Genomic DNA, 17738 nt, shown 5'->3' with positions numbered 1-17738 from the left:
GCCCGTCCCCCTGCCCACCCGTCCCGCTACACGCCCAGCCGGCGCACGTCGGTCACGCTGTACGACATCGAGGCGCGGAAACCGGCGCCGGTGCGCACGGGAGCCAGGTCCGCCAGTTCCTCACCGCGGGCCGCGAACAGGGTGATGTCGCCGGTGCCGGTCCACACGTCGGCGAGTCGGCGGTCGTCGAACTCGGCCATCACCAGTTCGTGCACGGCGGGCTTGTCGTACTCGCCGGCGGCCAGGCTCGGGAAGTGCCGGAGGTTGACGGTGGGGCGTGCGAACAGCGCGGCCGGGTCGGGCGCCGGCCGCTGGAGCGTGACCGCGGCCTCCGCGAGGGTGTGCCCGGCCGCCGACAGGGAAGCACCGAACCGGCCGCCCGGCGCGAGGGTCGGCGACGCGCTGCCGGGCGCCGCGAAGACGCGGGTCTGGTGGACCGAGCCCAGCTTCTTCGGGAAGCCCTGCACCCAACCCCGGGCCAGGGCAGGGTCGTTGTCGACGTAGATGTACGGGCACCACGACACCGGTTCGTCCTGCCAGTGGGCGTCCACCAGCACCATGAACTCGCGGTACTGGCTGCGCACCGGGTCCAGGTACTCGTCGTGCCCGGCGGAGAACTGCCAGTCGACGAACAGCGCCACCGCGCGCCCGCCGGAGTCCGGGTCCGGGGTCAGCCCCTCGGGAAGTGTCGCCTCGGCGGCGGCCGGGTCCGTCCAGAACTCCACACCGACGATGTCGCCGGCGTAGTGCCACGGCGGCGCGGAGGCGAGGTTCGCCTCTCCGCGCGGTGACAGCGGGTAGGTGTAGCCCTGGAGCATCGGGTGCCTCCGCAGCAGAAGGTCGATCCGGAACGGCACCATGCTTCGCCAAGGAGGCCCGTCCCGGCTTGGGTCATGTGACTGCGTCTCCGTACCCGGAAGTCGCTCCGCCACCCTCGGCCACCGCCTCCAGCTCCCCGGCCAGCTCCCGCATCAGCGCGGGATCGAGCTGGTCCAGGACACGTCGGCGCGCACTGGAGAGATGGGCCGGACAGGCGCCCAGCAGCCGTTTCCGACCGGCTTCCGTGAGGACGGCCACGCTTCCCCGGGCGTCCGTCGCGTGCGGCCGTTTGACCACCAGCCCCTCACCCCGGAGCGTCTCCACGACCCGGCTGACACGGCTCGCGGACAGGCCCGTGGCGGCGGCCAGCTCGGTCATGCGCATACGGTCGCCGTCCGCCTCGGAGAGCTGCATCAGCACGATGTACCGGCTGAGCGACAGACCCGTGGAGCACAGGAGATCCTCGTCGAGCGCCCGGGGCAGCGCCACGAGCAGTCTCTGCAGCGAGCGCCAGAGGCGTTCCTCCGCGCTGGTCAGCGGTTCTTGTACGGGGGCCATTCCCTTCCGTCCCTCCCTCCCGAGGCCGTAGGTAGAAACACTCAAGCACAACCATTACTTGCTTGACAAAGCATTTTTCAAAGAGTGAAGATACTTGCTAGAGCAAGCACTAGCGCACCAGCAGGGCCGTTCCGCGCGACGGCAAACGAGAGGAACTTCCGATGTCCCCCAAGATCGCAGTCATCTACTACTCGTCGACCGGCACCGTGCACGAGCTGGCGGAGTCCGTGGCGGAGGGCGCCCGCAAGGAGGGTGCGGAGGTACGACTCCTACGCGTGTCCGAACTCGCCCCCGAGGAGGCCATCGCCGCCAACGACGCGTGGTCGGCGCATGCCGCGGCCACCAAGGACATCCCGGTGGCAACCGGCGCCGACATCGAGTGGGCGGACGCGGTGATCTTCGGCAGCCCGACCCGGTTCGGCAACATCGCCAGCCAGTTGAAGCAGTTCATCGACACGCTCGGCGGGCTGTGGGCGCAGGGCAAGCTGGCCGACAAGATCTACAGCGGCTTCACGGCCACCGCCACGGCCCACGGCGGCCAGGAGTCCACGCTGCTCGCCCTCTACAACTCCGTCCACCACTTCGGCGGCATCATCGTCACCCCGGGCTACACCGACCCGGTCAAGTTCGCCGACGGCAACCCGTACGGCACCAGCCACGTCAACGGCCAGGGAGCGATCCCGGTCGACGACACGGCCCGAGCCGCCGCCGTGTACCAGGGCAAGCGCGTGGCCACGGTCACCGCGCGGTTCAAGGACGCCTAGGGGAAGGGTAGTTGGGCGCCGGATCAGGGTCTTCGCGGCCCCGTATTTCGCCGCTCAGGCTTCACCCCGGCGCGCCGACCACTCTCTCCTCACCCGGTTCGGGCAACACCTGACCGCCCTCAACGGCGTTCCGGGCCGGGCCGTTCCGGATCACCACCATGACGTGACTCTCCTCGACTCCGGTGCTGCGTACGGCCGCTGCGGACAACTCCAGCGCCAGTCGCGTCGCGCCCTTCTGCGGATGCCCGCGCCGCGCCCAGCCCGTGATGATCAGGGGCGTTCCCGGTACCCCGCCGGCGAAGACGTTCTCCGAGGGCGGCTCGGTGAAGATCACGTTGACGTAGCGCGGTGCAGGCGTAGACGGGCATGTCGGCTCCTCACGGATCGGGGACGCGCCCAACGGATGACACCGGCGTCATGGTCTCTCCTGCCGTGCGGTCGCGGCTTCCGTCATCCGGCGGAAGCCGCGACCACAACCACCAACCAGCCGGTTTCCTACGGCAGTTACCCCTCCCCCGACCGACCCCGGCACGCCTTGACACGCCCTTCCCCCGACGCAATGCTTGCCGACGGAAGCAATAACTTCGGGTGGGAGACCGCGATGACCACAGGCACCCCGGACGACAAGGGCGGCTCGCTGCGGACGGTACTGGAAGGCGCCGCGTTCCGGGCGGATCCGCACGCGGTGCTACGGCAGTTGACGGACTCCGGAGCCGCCCACCGCTGCGAACCGGACGGTGCGCCACCGCAGTTGCTGATCACGGGATACGACGCGGCACGCCAAGTGCTCACCGATCCCCGCGTGTCCAAGCGGAGCGAACGCGCGGGGCTGGAGCCGGGCTGGCTGATGAGCGGGGTCCGGGACGAGGTCGGGATCGACTACATGCTGACCGTGGACCCACCCGACCACACCCGCCTCCGCAAACTGGTGACACGCGCCTTCACTCCACAGCAGATCGAGTCCCTACGGCCCCGCACGCTGGAGCTCGCGGGCCGGTTCGCGGACGACGTACTCGCCCTGGAGACACCGGAGTTGGTCGACGGCTTCGCCGCCCGTGTGCCCATCGCCGTGATCTGCGAACTGCTCGGCGTGCCGCTGGACGACTGGGACAGGTTCCGCTGGGCCTCGGAGCAGATCGTGTCCCCGGTCGCCGGCAGTGACCGGGAGGAGGCGTACGTCTGGATGAGCGGGTATCTCGCTGAGCTGATCGCGGCCAAGCGGGCCGACCCCGGCCAGGACCTGCTGAGCGCGCTGGCCAACGACACCGTCGAGGACCCGCTCACCGACCCGGAGTTGGTCGGCATGGCCTTCCTCCTGCTGATCGCCGGGTACGAGACGACCGCCAACCTCATCGGTGCCGTACTCCTCGGACTCGCCCAACAGCCCGATCTGCTCAAGGCGTTGCAGGCCGACCCCTCCCTCGTGCCCACGGCAGTTGAGGAGTTCCTCCGGCTGGACGGGTCGGTGCTCACGGCGACCGAGCGCTTCGCCACCGAGGACCTGCTGATCGGTGAAGTGCCGGTGCGGCGGGGCGACATGCTGCTGGTGTCCCTCGCCGCGGCCGACCGGGACCCGGCCCGTTTCGAGGAACCGGACTCCTTCCGCCTCGGCCGGTCGGCCGGCCATGTCGCCTTCGGGCACGGCGTCCACCACTGCCTGGGGGCGCCGTTGGCCAGGATGGAGGCCACGGTCGCGATCACCGCGATGCTGGAGCGCGTCGAGAGTCTCGAACTGGCCGTGGACGCGGCCGACTTGGAGTGGACGCCGGGTCTGCTGATGCACGGGGTTCGGCGGCTTCCGGTGTCGGTCGTGGTCTCCGGGGACTCCCACTCGCGTTTGTGCTGAGCGACTTCAGTCCTGGCGGCGGACCTCGACGAGGAGTGCCTGCTCGGGGTTGAGGGTGGGCATGGGCAGGCCTGCTGTGGCCAGCACCGAGCCGGGCAGGGTCAGCCAGTCCTCCTGCGCGACCGTCAACCACGGAGGCGACGCGATCTGGTGGAAAGAGGGCAGTCCGAGTTCGCCGCGCACCCGGAGTTGGTAGCGGGCGTCGGACCTCAGGCCGGGAAAACGCGTACGGCCGGACTGCCCCTCGGGCGAAGTGGCCACCCTCGCCCAGGAGTACAGCGCCCTTGAGCCGTCCTGGGCCACGACTCCGTGCAGGATGCGGGCCTCGTCCTCCAGGTCGGCGCGGACCGTACGACCGCTGTGCAGCAGCGGGCGCAGTTCGCGGTAGAGGGCGGTCCAGGCGGTCAGCCTGGTCAGCTCCTCCTCCGAGCACTCGGCGAGATCCTGCTCGATGCCCGCGTGTCCGAAGAGCGCGGTGATCAGGCGGAACGTGTCCGAGGTGACGCGTCCGGTGGTGTGGCTGCGCGCGGCGCCCACATGGGTGCCGACGAGTTCGGGTGGGAGGAGTTGGACGGTCCAGCCCTGGATCGACTGGCGTTCCACGGGGTCGTTGCAGTCCGAGGGCCACACCCGGTCGGTGCGGTCGAGTACGCCCAGGTCGATCCGGCCGCCGCCGCTCGCGCAGCTCTCGATCTCCAGGCCCGGGTGCCGTTGCTTGACCGCGTCCAACAGCCGGTACAGCGCCTCGACTTGGGCATGGCCTGCGGGCCGGTCGCCCAACGCGCGCACGGCTTCGAGGAGTTCGCGGTTGTGGTCCCACTTGAGGTAGGCGATGCCGTAGCTTCCGACGAGCGCGTCCAGTGACTTCAGCAGGTAGTCGAAGACCTCGGGGCGGGAGAGGTCCAGGACGTGCTGATGGCGGGCGGTCGGGCCGAGGCCCGCGGCGGGACCGAGGATCCAGTCGGGGTGGGTGCGGGCCAGGTGGGAGTCGAGGTTGACCATCTCGGGCTCCACCCAGAGGCCGAAGTCCATGCCCAGCGACCGGACATGGTCGGCGAGCGGGCTGAGCCCGTCGGGCCAGACGGTCGGGTCGGCGAGCCAGTCGCCGAGCCCCGCCGTGTCGGCGCGGCGCCCGTTGAACCAGCCGTCGTCGAGGACGAACCGCTCGACCCCCACTGCGGCGGCCCGCTCCGCCAGGGCTCGCAAGCGGTCGAGGTCGTGGTCGAAGTAGACGCCTTCCCAGCTGTTGAGGACGAGGGGGCGGGGGCCGCGCGAGTGTCGGGGGCGTGCGCGCAGGTGGCGGTGGAAGCGGTCGGCGATGCCGTCCAGGCCGTTCGGCGACCAGGCGAAGTGGCAGCGGGGAGTGCGGTAGGTGTCGCCGGGTGCCAGGCGGATCTCGCCCGCGCGGAGGAGTTCGCCACCGCCGAGCGCGGAGGCGTGAACGCCTGCTCCTTCCGGGAGTCGCTCGACGAGGTAGCGCTGGTCGCCGCTCCACGCCACATGGACGGCCCACACCTCACCGGTGCCGAATCCGAATCCGGGTACGCCCGCCGTGAGGAGGTGTGGCGAGTCGACGCCGGGTTTTCCGCGCCGTACGTCGCGCACATGGGCGCCGTGGTGCAGCGGGTGGCGTTGCGGGGAGCGTTCCCGGCTCCACTTTCCGGTGAAGTCCAGGATCTCGGTGGCCCGGCGCGGGAGAGGCAGCAGGGTGAGGGCGCCGGCGAGGTCGTAGGGCGTCGAATCGGCGCTGCCCGCGCGGGAGATGACGGCGTCGGCGGTGAGGATGCCGTGCGGGTCCAGGGTGTAGGTGAGGGTGATGTCCAGGGCGGACGCCTCGTCGGTGAGGTGCAGTTCGAGTACGCCGCCGCCGTCGGGGTCCGTGCGGTGGGTGGCGCTGGTGAGGGTCGGGCGGGGTGCGGTGGCGGTGCCTGCCCGGTGGCCGTGGTGGGCCGGGGTGCCGGACCAGCCGTCGGCCTCGGTGGGCCAGACGGTGAAGCGGCGCGGGATGTCGGGGGCGTTGTTCAGGATCGCGGGTTCGGCGGTCAGGCTCAGGGCGGTCAGGTCGTCGGGGGTGAGGTCGCCCAGGTCGGCTCCCCAGTGCAGGACTCGGGGCACCGGTTCGGTGAGTTCCACGGCGAGGCAGGTGCCGGCCGCGCGCAGGCTGACGATGCGCGAGGGCGTTGTGGGCATGCAGTCTCTTTTCGGGGAGGGCGGCGGGACGCGCCGTAGGGGACGCGTCCGGCCGCGGGGCGCCGAGGGGGCGGCTGTTACTTCTGGGTGAGGATGGTCTTGGTCTTGGCCTGCATGTCGGCGAAGACGCTGTCGCTCTTCTGTCCGCCGAAGTAGCCCTCGATCAGCGGCTCGATCGCGTCCTGCAGGGCCGCGCCGTTGCGGAAGTCCGGTGACGGGTAGAGCTCCTTGTTCTTGAGCATGTCGGTGAAGACCGAGAGATCGACGCCCTGTGCCTTGAGGGCCTTGGCGGAGGCGTCCATCGAGGCGGGGATGGACGGGAAGAAGGTGCCGGTCGCCGACGCCTTGGTCTGGCAGGCCTCGGAGCCCATGTAGGAGACCCACTCCCAGGCCAGGTCGGGGTCCTTGGTACCGGCCCAGATGGTGTTGCCGTTGGAGTTGCTGAAGACGGCTCGGGTCTTGTTGTCGGGGCCCAGGACCGTGGGGGCGATGCCGACCTTGGCGGTGGGGATCTTGGCGAAGGTGGACGCCGACCACGATCCGCCCGTCTCCATCGCGACCTTGCCCGAGGAGAGCAGGTCGACGTCGGACACCGTGTTGGTGAACGTGCCGATCTTGGGGGCGTAGCCCTTCGCCACCAGGGTGCGGATCCAGTCCATGGTCTTCACCAGGCGTGGGTCGTTGTAGTTCAACTGGGTGGGCCAGTTGGCCTTGTTGCCGAGCCGCCAGCCTGTCGTGGAGACGAAGGAGCTCCAGGTGGACTGGCCCAGGAAGTCCTTGGCGGCCAGTTGCCCGAAGCCGTAGGTCTTGATGTTCGCCTTGTCGAAGCCCGGCTGGTCACCGCGTCGGCCCTTGGTGTCGAGGGTCAGGTGGGCGATCATCTTGCCGATCGTGCCGCCGTTGTCGGGGTTCCAGTTCAGGCTCTGGACGTCCTTGGTGGAGTAGCCGGCCTTGGTGAGCATGTCGGTGTTGTAGTAGAGACCGGTGGCGGCCCAGTCCAGGGGCAGGCCGTACTGGTGGCCGTCGGTGTACTTCCACGAGTCGACGCCGACGGAGAACCGCGACAGGTCGAACTTGTCCTTCTTGATGTAGTCGTCCAGCGGCAGGAGTTGGTGCTGGTCGGCGTACTGCGGGAAGAACTGGACGCTGTTCTGGAACGCGTCGGGAGCCTTGCCGGCCACGAAGCCGGCGGTGAGCTTGGTGAAGTAGTCCACGACGTTGTACTGGGTGATCTTCACCGTGACGCCCGGGTTGGCCTTCTCGAAGTCCGTGGCGCAGACCTTGTACGCGGCGGCCTGCTTGTCGTCCCAGGTCCACCAGTTCAGGGTCGAAGAGCCGGAACTGCTACCGGAGTTGGCGGAGCAGGCGGACACGAGGGCCGTCAGAGTGAGCGCGGCTCCGAGTGCCACGGCCTTGCGAACTCTCATGGTTCCTTCTTTCACTGGTCACTTGAGGCACTGGTCACTTGAGGCCGGAGAAGCCGATGGAGTTGACGATGCGTTTGCCGAAGGCGAGGAAGAGCAGCAGCATCGGCAGCGCCGCGATGAGGGCGGCGGCCATCAACCCGGCCCAGTCGGGGGCGGCTTGGGGCGAGGACTGTTTGAAGACGCCGAGGGCGAGGGTGAGGGGCTGGACGCTCTGGTCGTCGGCGATCAGCAGCGGCCAGAAGTAGTCGTTCCAGGCGTTGACGAACATCAGCAGCGACACGGTGGCGATCGGCGCGGACGTCATGGGCAGGATGATCCGGAAGAAGATCCGCAGCGGGCCGGCGCCGTCGATGATGGCGGCTTCCTCGACCTCATTGCTCAGGCTGAGCATGAACTGCCGCAGGAAGAAGAGCGCGAAGGCCTGGAACAGCCCGCCGGGGAGGATGAGTCCCGCGAAGGTGTTGATGAGCCCGAGATCCTTGGCCAGGACGAAGTTGGGCAGCAGCGTGAACACGCTGGGCACCATCAGGGCGCTGATCAGGATGTTGAACACCAGGTCGCGGCCACGCCAGTGCAGCCGGGAGAACGCGTAGGCGGCGGCTGCCGAGAGCAACACGATGAGCGCCGTCTGGACGGAGGCGTAGATCAGCGAGTTGCGCAGGTAGATCGCGATGTCGAGGGTGGCGCCGGAGCCGCCCTGGGCCTGTGCCTCGGCGGTGGAGGCGATGCCGAGGACGCGTTCGAAGGCGCCCCAGGTGAAGCCCACCGGCAGGGGCGAGGAGGGGTTGGTCGCGAGTTGGTAGTTGTTCGAGAGCGCGGTGCGCAGGATCCAGTAGAACGGGAAGAGGGTGACGAGGACGATGACGCCGAGGTAGGTCCAGGCGACGGCCCTGCCGGGTGAGAACCCGCGGGCGGTGTTCCGGGTCGGGCGGCGCGGTACGGCCGCCGGGCCGGGTGCGATGGTGACAGCCATGAGGGCGGCCTCCTTCAGTTCAGGTCGGATTCGTTGGCGCGGGCGAGCCGCAGCTGGGTGAAGGTGACCGTGATGAGCAGGGCGAACAGGGCCAGCGACATGGTGGCGGCGTAGCCGAAGTCGAACTGGCGGAAGGCCTTGCGGTAGATGTACATCTGCAGCACGTTCGAGGCGTTGGCCGGGCCGCCTTCGGTGGTGACCTGCACGATGTCGAACACCTGGAAGGAGTTGATCACCGTCAGGACGACCACCATGACGAGGATCGGGCGCAGCAGCGGCACCGTGAGCCGGCGGAACATCTGCGCCTCGCTCGCGCCGTCGACGCGGCCGGCCTCGTAGATGGTGGCCGGGATGGTCTGCAGTCCGGCGAAGATCAGCAGGGCGTAGTAGCCCATCCACTTCCACACGCTGATCGCGGCGAGGGAGGGGATCGCCCATCCCCCGCTGCCGAAGAACAGGATGGAGTGGCCGGTCAGGTGTTTCAGGGCGATGTTGACGATGCCGAGGGTCGGGTCGAGCATCCACTGCCACACCAGGGCGGCGATGACGTTGGAGATCAGGAACGGCAGCAGGATCACCCCGCGCAGGACCGACGACCGGGTCACCCGGTGCAGCACGACCGCGGTCACGAGCGAGATCGCCGTGCCGAGGACGACGGACAGCAGGACGAAGTAGACGGTGACGAGGAGCGAGTGCCAGAAGACGTCGTCCCCGAACAGCTCCCGGAAGTTGGCCAGTCCCACCCAGTTCGGCGGACTCAGGACGTGGAAGTCGGTGAAGCTGAGGTAGACGCCGCGCAGGGTCGGATAGGCGTAGAAGACCGCGAAGCCGACGACGGCGGGCAGGATGAGCAGCAGGGCGACCGGCAGGTCCCGGCGTCGCGCCGCCGCCGACCTCGTGGCGGTGGCGCGCCGTGCCTTCCTGGTCGGGCCCTTGCCCGGTGAGGCGGCCGTGGTGGCCACCGCGCCCGGCTCACCGGACCGCGGTTTCACCGGCGTCGCGTGGTTGCCCTGTGATGTGACCACCACAGCACCCTCCTTTGTGCGGTACGAATGCGTGCGGTACGAATGCGTGCGTACGAACTCGTGGATCAGACGGTGATCTTGTCGATGTCGGGTGCGTAGTCGGTGGCGTTGCCGAAGCGGAGCGTGTTGTCCCCGGCCTTCAGCGGCACCGGGACGGTGAGCGACTGCGGGGCGCCCCAGTTGTTGTCGTTGGTGCCGGGCACCGGGATCTGGAGCGTGGTGTCGCCAACGGACAGGTCGATGACGCGACTTGAGTCGCCGTCCACGTAGTCGAGCTTCAGCAGGTACGTGCCGTCCTTCGGGGCGCTGACGTGGTTGACGGCCACCTCACCGCCGCCGAGGTTGCCGATCTTCTGTCCCCCGGAGCAGCCGTCGCAGCCCGCGACGGTGGCGTTGCCGGTGAGGGTGTTTGCGGGTGCCTCGGCCTCGTAGGCGGTGGGTCCGCCGGACGCGGGGGTGGTGACCCCAACTGCCTTACTGGGTCCCGATGTTCGGCCCTTGGCATCGCGGGCGACGACGGTGAAGGTGTGGGCATTCGCGGCGCTCAGACCCGTCACGGTGGCCGTGGTGCCGGTGCTGGTGGTCACCGGCCGGCCGTCGGCGTAGACGGTGTAGCGGGTGCCGGGTGAGGCGCCGGTGTCCACCTTGTCCCAGGCCAGCGAGACGCTCGTCGCGGTGGCGGCGGTGCCGTGGACGCCCAGCGGGGTACCGGGGTCGGCGCCCTGTCGGCTCGGCGTGAAGGTGAAGAGCCGCGAGCCGTGCGCCGGCAGGTTCTCCGTGAGGTGCCCGGAGACGCGGCCGAGGTTGTTGTGCTGCCACAGGTCACGGACCGAGGCCGTGCCGCTGATGCCCAGGTCGGCGAGGTCCGCGGTGACATCGGCGGCCTTGGAGCCCAGGTTGAACAGCGCGACGGTGTAACTGCCGTCGGGATTACGGGCGTACCAGGTCTGCTGGTTCGTGGTCTGGCTGACGGGCCGTGCCGGATGACCGGCCTGGTCCACGGCGATGACCTCGTCGTTGGTGAGCAACTTCAGCCCGTACGCGTCGAGTTTGGTGAGGTCGTCACCCGAGTACAGGGGTGCCGACTCGATGGCCCACAGGGTTGTGTAGCTCTCCCGCTCGGCCTCGGTGAGGCCGTCCATCGCGCCGACTCCTACGTTCAGGGAGTCGAGGTTGTTCCAGTGCCCAGGTCCGGCGTCGTCGATCCACTGCACGACGTCGTTCCAGCGCACCTTCAGGGAGTTGTCCCACGTCACCAGCGTGTCGCAGTAGCACTCGACGTCGGTGTCGATCCGCCAGCCGTTGGAGTCGGCCTTCCAGGTCGCCGCCTGGGTGTGGCTCAGCGACCAGGACAGCGTCAACTGGACGGGACGGCCGGTCTGTTGGAGCGCGGTGTGCCACGCCTTCACGTCCGGGGTGTTGTCGTGGTCCGCGTCTCCCTGCCACGAGCCCGGGCCCACGCCGTCGACCTTCAGGAAGTCCACGCCCCAGCCCGCGAGTTGGTCGGCGACGGAGTCGATGTACTTCTGCGCACAGGGGTTGGCGAAGTCCATCTTGTACGCGGAGTTCCACCCGTTGGTCTTGCGCAGGTCGGGATAGACGATGTCCGAGGTCGTGCAGCCGGGGGCGTTGTGGATCGCCGTGGTCCCGTCGCCGTACGCGGCGGGGTCGAGGCCGACGGCCAGGTACAGCCCGAATTTGAGACCCTTGTGGTGGAGGTAGTCGCCCAGGGACTTCATGCCGTGCGGGAAGGTGGTGGGGTTCGCCGTCGGCCGGGCGTACGCGTCGAAGCCCTTCGACCAGCCGGCGTCCACGTTGATGTACTCGTAGCCATGGGACTTGAGCTTCGAGGCGACCACGTCGGCCTGCTGCTTGACGTGTGCCTCGGTGAGCCAGTTCACCCCGCCGTAGCCGGGGTAGCTGGTGGCCTCCAGGCTCCAACTGCTCCAGCCCATATACGGCTTGGCGGCCAGGAGGGCCTGCTGCCCGCCAGGGCTGGACGGGGTCGGGGAGGCCTCCGCGACCGGTGCCGCGAGCGATACCACGAGCGCGGCGGCGGCCAGGACGGGCAGGTGACGCAGCCGCCCACCACCCGCACGAAGTCTGTGTCGTACGAATACCGCGGGTCCTGCTGGACGAGCCATGTGTTTACTCCATCTCGGCGCGAAAAGGCACGGCGGGGCCCTGGGAAGCTCCGGAAAGTGCCCCTGCACGGTCAGCCGCATGGGGAATGGGTGAGTGGGCGTTCGGTTCCGCCCTCGTAGCCGTACGACGACGGCCGGTCGGGGAGGAAACCGGCCGCCACCTGCGTCGGTGGACGTCCCATCCACCTGTCCTGAGGTGCCGCGAATGTAGCCAGGCTTTTCTTCCAGCGTCAACATATTGGGCCGCGCGAATCATCGGTATTCGTGGAAAGAATGAAGCCGGAATCAGGCGATGAGCGCGGAAGAAGGACGCCGATCAACGCGTTCCTTCTTCTATCTTCTTTTCCAATGGAAATGTATGGTCGCCGCATGACGCTCGCCGATCAGCCACCTGCGGCCGCTCTGCTGTTCCAGACCCTCCTCGCCCACGGCCCGCTCACCCGCGCCGAGATCGGGCGCCGTACCGGTCTGTCGCCCGGCGCGGTCACGAAGGTCGCCACTCCCCTGCTGACCGACGGCTGGATCAACGAGCTGGGCCGCTCGACCGAGCGCACCCAGGGCCGGCCGGCCACCCTCATCGCGGTCCGGGGCGAGCGCGCCCGCTTCGTGGGCGTGAAGATCACCGGTGACGAACTCATCGGCACGCTCACCGACTTGACCGCAAGACCCCTGGCCTCCGCGCGGGCCGTCCTCGGCTCGCGGGACGTCGGTACGGTCGTCCTGGCCGTCGCCCGGCTCGTCGACCAGTTGAACGCGAAGGCGGCACCGCGCACACCGGGCGCGCTCCACGGCATCGGCGTCACGATCTCCGGGGACGTCGACGGCCACACCGGAACCGTCCAGTACTCCCCCTTCCTGAACTGGCGCCGCGTGCCCCTGGCCCAACTCGTCGAGTCCGCAACGGACTTGCCGACCGTCATCGAGAACGACGTCCGCGCCCTGACCGTCGCGGAACAGTGGTTCGGCGTCGGGGTCGGGCTGTCGTCCTTCGCCCTGGTCACCGTCGGCGCGGGCATCGGCTGCGGCATCTCCATCGGCGGCCGGGTCGTCTCCGGGGCGCACGGTGTCTCGGGGGAGGTCGGCCACCTTCCCGTGGGCGGCACCGACCGGGTGTGCACCTGCGGCAACACCGGTTGCGTCGAGGCCGTCGCCTCCACTCAGGCGATCACGGATCAGGCCCGCCAGGCGACGGGCGACCCGACCCTGACGATGGACGGCGCGGTCCGCCTAGCCCATGCAGGCAACGCCGATGTTCGCACGGTCTTCGCCCGGGCAGGCCATGCCCTGGGCCTGGCCCTCGCGTCCGTGGCCAACCTCATCGGCCCGGAACGCATCATCATCTCCGGTGAGGGCGTGGCCACTTACGACCTCTACGAGGACCAGATCCGCTCCACCTTCGCCGCCCGGGCCTTCGGCGCCGCGGCCGACTGCGACCTCGTCGTCAGACCCCTCCCCTTCGAGGAGTGGGCCCGCGGCGGCGCCGCCGTCGCCGCGCAACACGTCTTCGCCCCCGCCAAGTAGCCGACGCCCACCGCGAGTTGCCCTCTGTCACACCGTCCCGAAAGCACCCGCCATGCTGAAAGCGCTCCCCGACCAGAACGTCCGTGCCCAGAGCCTCCGCGATGTTCGCGTCCCGCCCGGAACACTCCGCTACGACCGCCCCGCCACCCGCTGGTTCGAAGCCCTCCCCATCGGCAACGGCCGTCTGGGCGGCATGGTCTACGGCAGCACCGACCGGGAGCGGATCCAGCTCTCCGAGTCGACCGCGTGGTCGGGCGGCCCCGCCACAACAGACCTGAACCCGACCGCCCGGCAACAGGTCCCGCGCATCCGCGAACTCCTCTTCGCCGGAAACCACGCCGAGGCGCAACGGCTCGCCGCCGAGCATCTCCCGGGCAGAGCACCGTCGTTCGGGACCAACCTGCCCCTGCCCGAGGTACAACTCACCTTCCCTGAAGGCGTTCCGGCCCAGGACTACCGGCGGACGCTTGACCTGGACACAGGCCTCGTCACCGTCACCTACGTACAGGACCAAGTCCGCTTCACCCGCGAGGTGTTCGCCACCAACCCGCATGGACTGATCGCGATCCGGCTCACCGCGGACCGTCCCGGGTCGCTCACCTTCGGCCTCTCGATCCGGGACGGCGTACTCCCAGGCAACACAACCGCCACCGACTCGTCCGTCACCTTCAACGGCCACGCCTACGAGAGCCTGCACAGCGACGGACAGCAGGGTGTCGCCCTGGAGATCCGCGCCCACCTCGAAACCGAGGGCGGCACCGCGCACCACGCGGGAGACACGCTCCGCCTGGAAGGCGCCGACAGCGCGGTCCTCTATATCGCCGTAGGAACCGACTGGGCAGGAGCCGACCCCCGAGCGCGCACGGAATCGCTGCTGTCCGCAGGCCTGGAGGCCGGTTACGGGTCGGTTCGGGAGGCGCACATCGCGGACCATCGGGCGCTGATGCGACGGGTCTCCCTGGATCTCGGTTCGGCTCCGCCCGAACTCGCCGCTCTGCCCACCGATGCCCGTCGCGAACGGCTCGCCTCCGGGAAGGCCGACGACGAACTCATAGCGCTCTACTTCCAGTTCGGCCGGTACCTGACGATGGCCGGTTCCCGCGCCAACTCCCCTCTGCCGCTTGCCTTGCAGGGTCTGTGGAACGACGGCCTGGCAAGCAGCGCACCCTGGACGAACGACTTCCACCTGGACATCAACACCCAACAGAACTACTGGGCCGCCGAGTCGACGAATCTGGCCGAGTGCCACGAGCCGCTGTTCGGGCTGTTGGAGCGTCTGGCGGACCAAGGCCGGGCGACCGCCGAGGAGTTGTACAGCGCGCCGGGCTGGGTCGCGCACACGGTGACCAACGCGTGGGGGTACTCGGCACCCGGTTCCGGCATCGGCTGGGGCATGAACGTGACCGGCGGAGCCTGGCTCGCGCTCCAGCTGTGGGAGCACTTCGAGTACGGCCGTGACGAGGCATTCCTCCGGGAACGCGCGTATCCGGTCCTGCGCGGGGCCGCCGAGTTCCTCCTCGGCTACGCGGTCGAGGAGCCGGCGCAGGGCCTGCTCGTCACGGGGCCGTCGGAGTCGCCGGAGAACTGGTATCTCGCGCCCGACGGCAGCCGGTGCTCGGTGTCCATGGGGGCCACCGCGGACCGGGTGTTCATGGAGGCCGTGCTGCGGATCTGCGCGGAGAGTGCCGAACTGCTCGGTGTCGACGCCGAGTTGAGGACCAGGATCGCCGCCGCGCGCCGCCGGCTGCCACCGTTGCGGATCGGGCGGCACGGGCAGGTGCAGGAGTGGCTGCACGACCACGAGGAGGCCGAGCCGAGCCACCGGCACACCTCGCATCTCAGCGCGCTGTTCCCGGAGCGCCAGATCACCCCGCGCGACACACCGGACCTCGCCCGCGCCGCCGAGGTCACCATCGAGCGCAGACAACGGGCCCCGGGCTGGGAGCAGACCGAGTGGGTCGAGGCCAACTTCACCGTCTACTACGCCCGTCTCCTCAACGGCGACACGGCCCTCAGGCACCTCACCAGCCTCATCGCGGACGCCAGCGAGGCGAACCTGATGTCGTTCTCCGCCGGCGGGGTGGCGGGCGCGGCGCAGAACATCTACTCCTTCGACGGCAACTCCGGCGGCACGGCGGGGGTGGCCGAGATGCTGCTCCAGTCCGACGGCCGGGGCGTGGAACTCCTGCCCGCGCTGCCCGCCGACTGGCCCGACGGCAGCGTCCGCGGACTACGCGCCCGGGGCGGTCTCACCGTCGACATCCGGTGGCGCGACGGGCAGTTGGCGATCGCCTCGCTCCGGGCGTCACGGGCTGCGGACGTACGCGTGCGCTACGGCGCCGATCTCCTCGAAGTCCGGCTCGCCGAGGGAGAGACGCTTGCCCTCGGTGTCGGCTGAGGGCAGACGTGGTGACCGCGTCACTGGGCGATCTGGCCGCCGTCGACGAGGAGGGTCTGCCCGGTCATGGCGGTCGCGTCGAGGGCCACGAACGTGACGGCGACCGCGATCTCCTCGGCCTCCAGCAGGCGGCCCATCGGAATCTGGCCGATCCACTGCGTCATCCGCTGGGGGTCGTCCATCCCGACCGTGTCGAGGATGGGGGTGCGGGTCCGGCCCGGCGCGACGGCGTTGACCCGCACTCCGTACTGCGCCCACTCGACCGCGAGGGACCGCGCGAGCTGGGAGACACCGGCTTTCGCGACGTCGTAGGCGACGTGGTACTCGGGGTTGGAGCCGATGAAGGCGGCGATGGAGGAGATGTTCACGATCGAACCGGACCCCTGGCGCACGAAGTGGTGGCCGAACTCGCGGCAGGCCACAAAAGTGCCGGTCAGGTCGACGTCGAGGACGCGGTGCCAGATCTCGTCCGTCACGTCGAGGGCGTCGTCCTCGTGGGCGATGCCGGCGTTGTTGACCAGGACGTCGACGCGGTCGAAGCGTCGTACGACCTCACCAGCGACGCCCGCCACGGCCCGGGGGTCGGAGACGTCCAGGGGCAGGAAGTCGCCGCCGACCTCCTTGGCGACGGCTGTGCCGGTCTCGGTGTTGCGGTCGGTGACGACGACCCGTACGCCTCGGGCGGCGAGGGCCACGGCGATGGCGCGCCCGATGCCCTGGCCCGCGCCGGTGACGACGGCCACGCGCTCCTCGGTGTGCCGCTGGAGCGACTCGGTCATCTCGGTCCTTCCGTCGGTGGGTGGTCCGGGGTCTCAGAGGGTTTTGGTCGAGCCCACTCCGGGGAGTTGCCATCGCATCCGCGCGGCCGGGTCGATCGCGGTCGAGGCGCCGGGACCGTGCGGACGCTCCATGAGTCCCTCGCGTACGACACTGCGCTCGACGAAGGCCTCCTGCGTCCAGGGGATGAACTCGACGAGTGGCGGCACCTCCGAGAGGACGGTGCCGACGAGGTGCTGGTGCACCTGCATCATGTCGCCGGCGTGCGGCGCGAACCGCAGGCCCCGTGCCGCCGCGTGCGCGGCGATCTGCAGGAACTCGGTGACGCCGCCGACCCGGGTGACGTCGGCCTGGACGACGCGGATGGCGTCGGCGGCCATGAAGGAGGCGAACTGGTGGTAGGAGTAGATGCTTTCACCGGCCGCCACGTCCAGCCGGGTCGACGCCTGGAGGCGGGCGTGGGCCTGGAGGTCGTCGGCGTGGAACGGCTCCTCGACCCAGTCCATCGCGGCTTCCTCCAGGACCGGCATGATCTGGTTGGCCGTGGACAGGTCCCAGCGTTGGTTGGCGTCGCACATCAGGGTCACGTCGTCGCCGAGCGCCCGCCGGACCGCGCGGACGCGGCGGGCGTCCTCGCGCCAGTCGGAGCGCCCCACCTTGATCTTCACCCGGGACCAGCCGTGGTCGACCAACGAGGTGAGATCCCGGACCAGTTCGGAGTCGGTGAGGTTGAGCCAGCCGCCGTCGGTGTTGTACGCCTCGACGCTCTCCTGGGTGCCGCCGAGGAGGCGCCACAGGGGCATTCCGGCCCGCTGGGCGGCGAGGTCCCAGAGGGCGATGTCGACCATGGCGAGCGCCATGTGGACGACTCCGGCCCGGCCGATCCAGTGCGTGGGCAGCCAGTACAGGCGCTTCCAGGTGCCCAGGATGTCCTCCGACGAGGTGTCCAGGAGGGCGTCGGCATAGTAGGAGAGGATGACGTCGGAGAGGAGTTCGGGAGCGCAGTGCACGCCGGAGATCCCCGTCCCGACCAGGCCGTCGGCGGTGCGGATCTCGACCACGGGCACCGTCCAGTGCGCCATGGCGGCCGTGGAGTCGGCGATGGGCCGCTTCAGGGGCACGGCGAGGGCGTAGGTCTCCACGGAGGTGATCACGGCACCGTCGTCGCCGCGCAGGAGGTCCGCTCCGTGCGCGGACAGCAGCCCGCGGGCGGTGCCGAAAGAAGTCTGATCGGTCATTGTCCCAGTCGGCCATGGCCGCCGGAACTCGTCAACAGCGAAATACGAATACACATGA

Annotated in this window: 14 protein-coding genes; 4 read left to right on the top strand and 10 right to left on the bottom strand. The window is 69.4% G+C overall.

Annotated features, from left to right (window positions below; translation table 11 throughout):
• Positions 1-26: 26 nt before the first annotated feature.
• Both OG407_RS46905 and OG407_RS46900 read right to left on the bottom strand, forming a co-directional pair.
• The gene (locus OG407_RS46905) at positions 27-818 is read right to left on the bottom strand and encodes an acetoacetate decarboxylase family protein (protein WP_329353319.1); all 792 of its coding nucleotides are present in this window, start codon (positions 816-818) and stop codon (positions 27-29) included.
• A 73-nt stretch (positions 819-891) separates the two neighbouring features.
• Positions 892-1377: a MarR family winged helix-turn-helix transcriptional regulator gene (locus OG407_RS46900; protein ID WP_405867234.1), complete on the bottom strand. Its 486-nt coding sequence runs from the start codon at positions 1375-1377 to the stop codon at positions 892-894.
• Between the two features lie 161 nt (positions 1378-1538).
• Between OG407_RS46900 and wrbA the strand changes: the two genes are divergently transcribed.
• Positions 1539-2141 carry an NAD(P)H:quinone oxidoreductase gene (gene wrbA / locus OG407_RS46895; RefSeq protein ID WP_329347979.1) on the top strand — a complete coding sequence of 201 codons (603 nt, stop codon included), beginning with the start codon at positions 1539-1541 and terminating at the stop codon, positions 2139-2141.
• 61 nt (positions 2142-2202) lie between these two features.
• Here the strand turns inward: wrbA and OG407_RS46890 are convergent, their stop codons facing one another.
• On the bottom strand, positions 2203-2475 hold the full coding sequence (locus OG407_RS46890; protein ID WP_405867232.1) for a hypothetical protein: 273 nt from the start codon (positions 2473-2475) through the stop codon (positions 2203-2205).
• Positions 2476-2742: 267 nt separating this feature from the next.
• On the opposite strand from OG407_RS46890, the gene OG407_RS46885 reads away from it, so the two are divergent.
• Positions 2743-3987 carry a cytochrome P450 gene (locus OG407_RS46885; RefSeq protein WP_405867230.1) on the top strand — a complete coding sequence of 415 codons (1245 nt, stop codon included), beginning with the start codon at positions 2743-2745 and terminating at the stop codon, positions 3985-3987.
• A 6-nt stretch (positions 3988-3993) separates the two neighbouring features.
• Here OG407_RS46885 and OG407_RS46880 read toward each other — a convergent pair whose 3' ends face one another.
• The 5 genes from OG407_RS46880 to OG407_RS46860 form a co-directional block, all read right to left on the bottom strand.
• Positions 3994-6177, bottom strand: a complete 2184-nt coding sequence (locus tag OG407_RS46880; RefSeq protein WP_405867228.1) for an alpha-galactosidase — start codon at positions 6175-6177, stop codon at positions 3994-3996.
• A 77-nt stretch (positions 6178-6254) separates the two neighbouring features.
• On the bottom strand, positions 6255-7604 hold the full coding sequence (locus OG407_RS46875; RefSeq protein WP_405867226.1) for an ABC transporter substrate-binding protein: 1350 nt from the start codon (positions 7602-7604) through the stop codon (positions 6255-6257).
• A 34-nt stretch (positions 7605-7638) separates the two neighbouring features.
• On the bottom strand, positions 7639-8577 hold the full coding sequence (locus tag OG407_RS46870) for a carbohydrate ABC transporter permease (RefSeq protein ID WP_329347984.1): 939 nt from the start codon (positions 8575-8577) through the stop codon (positions 7639-7641).
• Between the two features lie 14 nt (positions 8578-8591).
• Positions 8592-9605, bottom strand: a complete 1014-nt coding sequence (locus tag OG407_RS46865) for a sugar ABC transporter permease (RefSeq protein WP_329347985.1) — start codon at positions 9603-9605, stop codon at positions 8592-8594.
• Between the two features lie 62 nt (positions 9606-9667).
• A complete protein-coding gene (locus OG407_RS46860; protein WP_405867223.1) occupies positions 9668-11746 on the bottom strand; it encodes a fibronectin type III domain-containing protein in 2079 nt (692 codons plus the stop codon).
• A 369-nt stretch (positions 11747-12115) separates the two neighbouring features.
• Here OG407_RS46860 and OG407_RS46855 point away from each other — a divergent pair, with 369 nt between their 5' ends.
• Both OG407_RS46855 and OG407_RS46850 read left to right on the top strand, forming a co-directional pair.
• A complete protein-coding gene (locus tag OG407_RS46855; RefSeq protein WP_405867221.1) occupies positions 12116-13267 on the top strand; it encodes an ROK family protein in 1152 nt (383 codons plus the stop codon).
• Between the two features lie 52 nt (positions 13268-13319).
• Complete coding sequence (locus OG407_RS46850; RefSeq protein ID WP_405867219.1) at positions 13320-15665, top strand: glycosyl hydrolase family 95 catalytic domain-containing protein; 2346 nt, start codon at positions 13320-13322, stop codon at positions 15663-15665.
• A gap of 20 nt (positions 15666-15685) precedes the next feature.
• On the opposite strand, the gene OG407_RS46845 is transcribed toward OG407_RS46850, so the two are convergent.
• Positions 15686-16444, bottom strand: a complete 759-nt coding sequence (locus tag OG407_RS46845) for an SDR family oxidoreductase (RefSeq protein WP_329347989.1) — start codon at positions 16442-16444, stop codon at positions 15686-15688.
• 33 nt (positions 16445-16477) lie between these two features.
• A complete protein-coding gene (locus OG407_RS46840; protein WP_329347990.1) occupies positions 16478-17680 on the bottom strand; it encodes a mandelate racemase/muconate lactonizing enzyme family protein in 1203 nt (400 codons plus the stop codon).
• Between the last annotated feature and the right edge of the window lie 58 nt (positions 17681-17738).

The sequence above is a fragment of the Streptomyces sp. NBC_01515 genome, from assembly GCF_045040345.1.
Lineage (GTDB): Bacteria > Actinomycetota > Actinomycetes > Streptomycetales > Streptomycetaceae > Streptomyces.
This window is presented reverse-complemented; position numbering and strand designations above follow the sequence as displayed.

Coding starts and splice junctions, on each gene's coding strand:
- OG407_RS46905 (WP_329353319.1), bottom strand. CDS start 818: ATGCTCCAGGGCTACACCTACCCGCTGTCACCGCGCGGAGAGGCGAAC.
- OG407_RS46900 (WP_405867234.1), bottom strand. CDS start 1,377: ATGGCCCCCGTACAAGAACCGCTGACCAGCGCGGAGGAACGCCTCTGG.
- wrbA (WP_329347979.1), top strand. CDS start 1,539: ATGTCCCCCAAGATCGCAGTCATCTACTACTCGTCGACCGGCACCGTG.
- OG407_RS46885 (WP_405867230.1), top strand. CDS start 2,743: ATGACCACAGGCACCCCGGACGACAAGGGCGGCTCGCTGCGGACGGTA.
- OG407_RS46880 (WP_405867228.1), bottom strand. CDS start 6,177: ATGCCCACAACGCCCTCGCGCATCGTCAGCCTGCGCGCGGCCGGCACC.
- OG407_RS46875 (WP_405867226.1), bottom strand. CDS start 7,604: ATGAGAGTTCGCAAGGCCGTGGCACTCGGAGCCGCGCTCACTCTGACG.
- OG407_RS46870 (WP_329347984.1), bottom strand. CDS start 8,577: ATGGCTGTCACCATCGCACCCGGCCCGGCGGCCGTACCGCGCCGCCCG.
- OG407_RS46860 (WP_405867223.1), bottom strand. CDS start 11,746: ATGGCTCGTCCAGCAGGACCCGCGGTATTCGTACGACACAGACTTCGT.
- OG407_RS46855 (WP_405867221.1), top strand. CDS start 12,116: ATGACGCTCGCCGATCAGCCACCTGCGGCCGCTCTGCTGTTCCAGACC.
- OG407_RS46850 (WP_405867219.1), top strand. CDS start 13,320: ATGCTGAAAGCGCTCCCCGACCAGAACGTCCGTGCCCAGAGCCTCCGC.
- OG407_RS46845 (WP_329347989.1), bottom strand. CDS start 16,444: ATGACCGAGTCGCTCCAGCGGCACACCGAGGAGCGCGTGGCCGTCGTC.
- OG407_RS46840 (WP_329347990.1), bottom strand. CDS start 17,680: ATGACCGATCAGACTTCTTTCGGCACCGCCCGCGGGCTGCTGTCCGCG.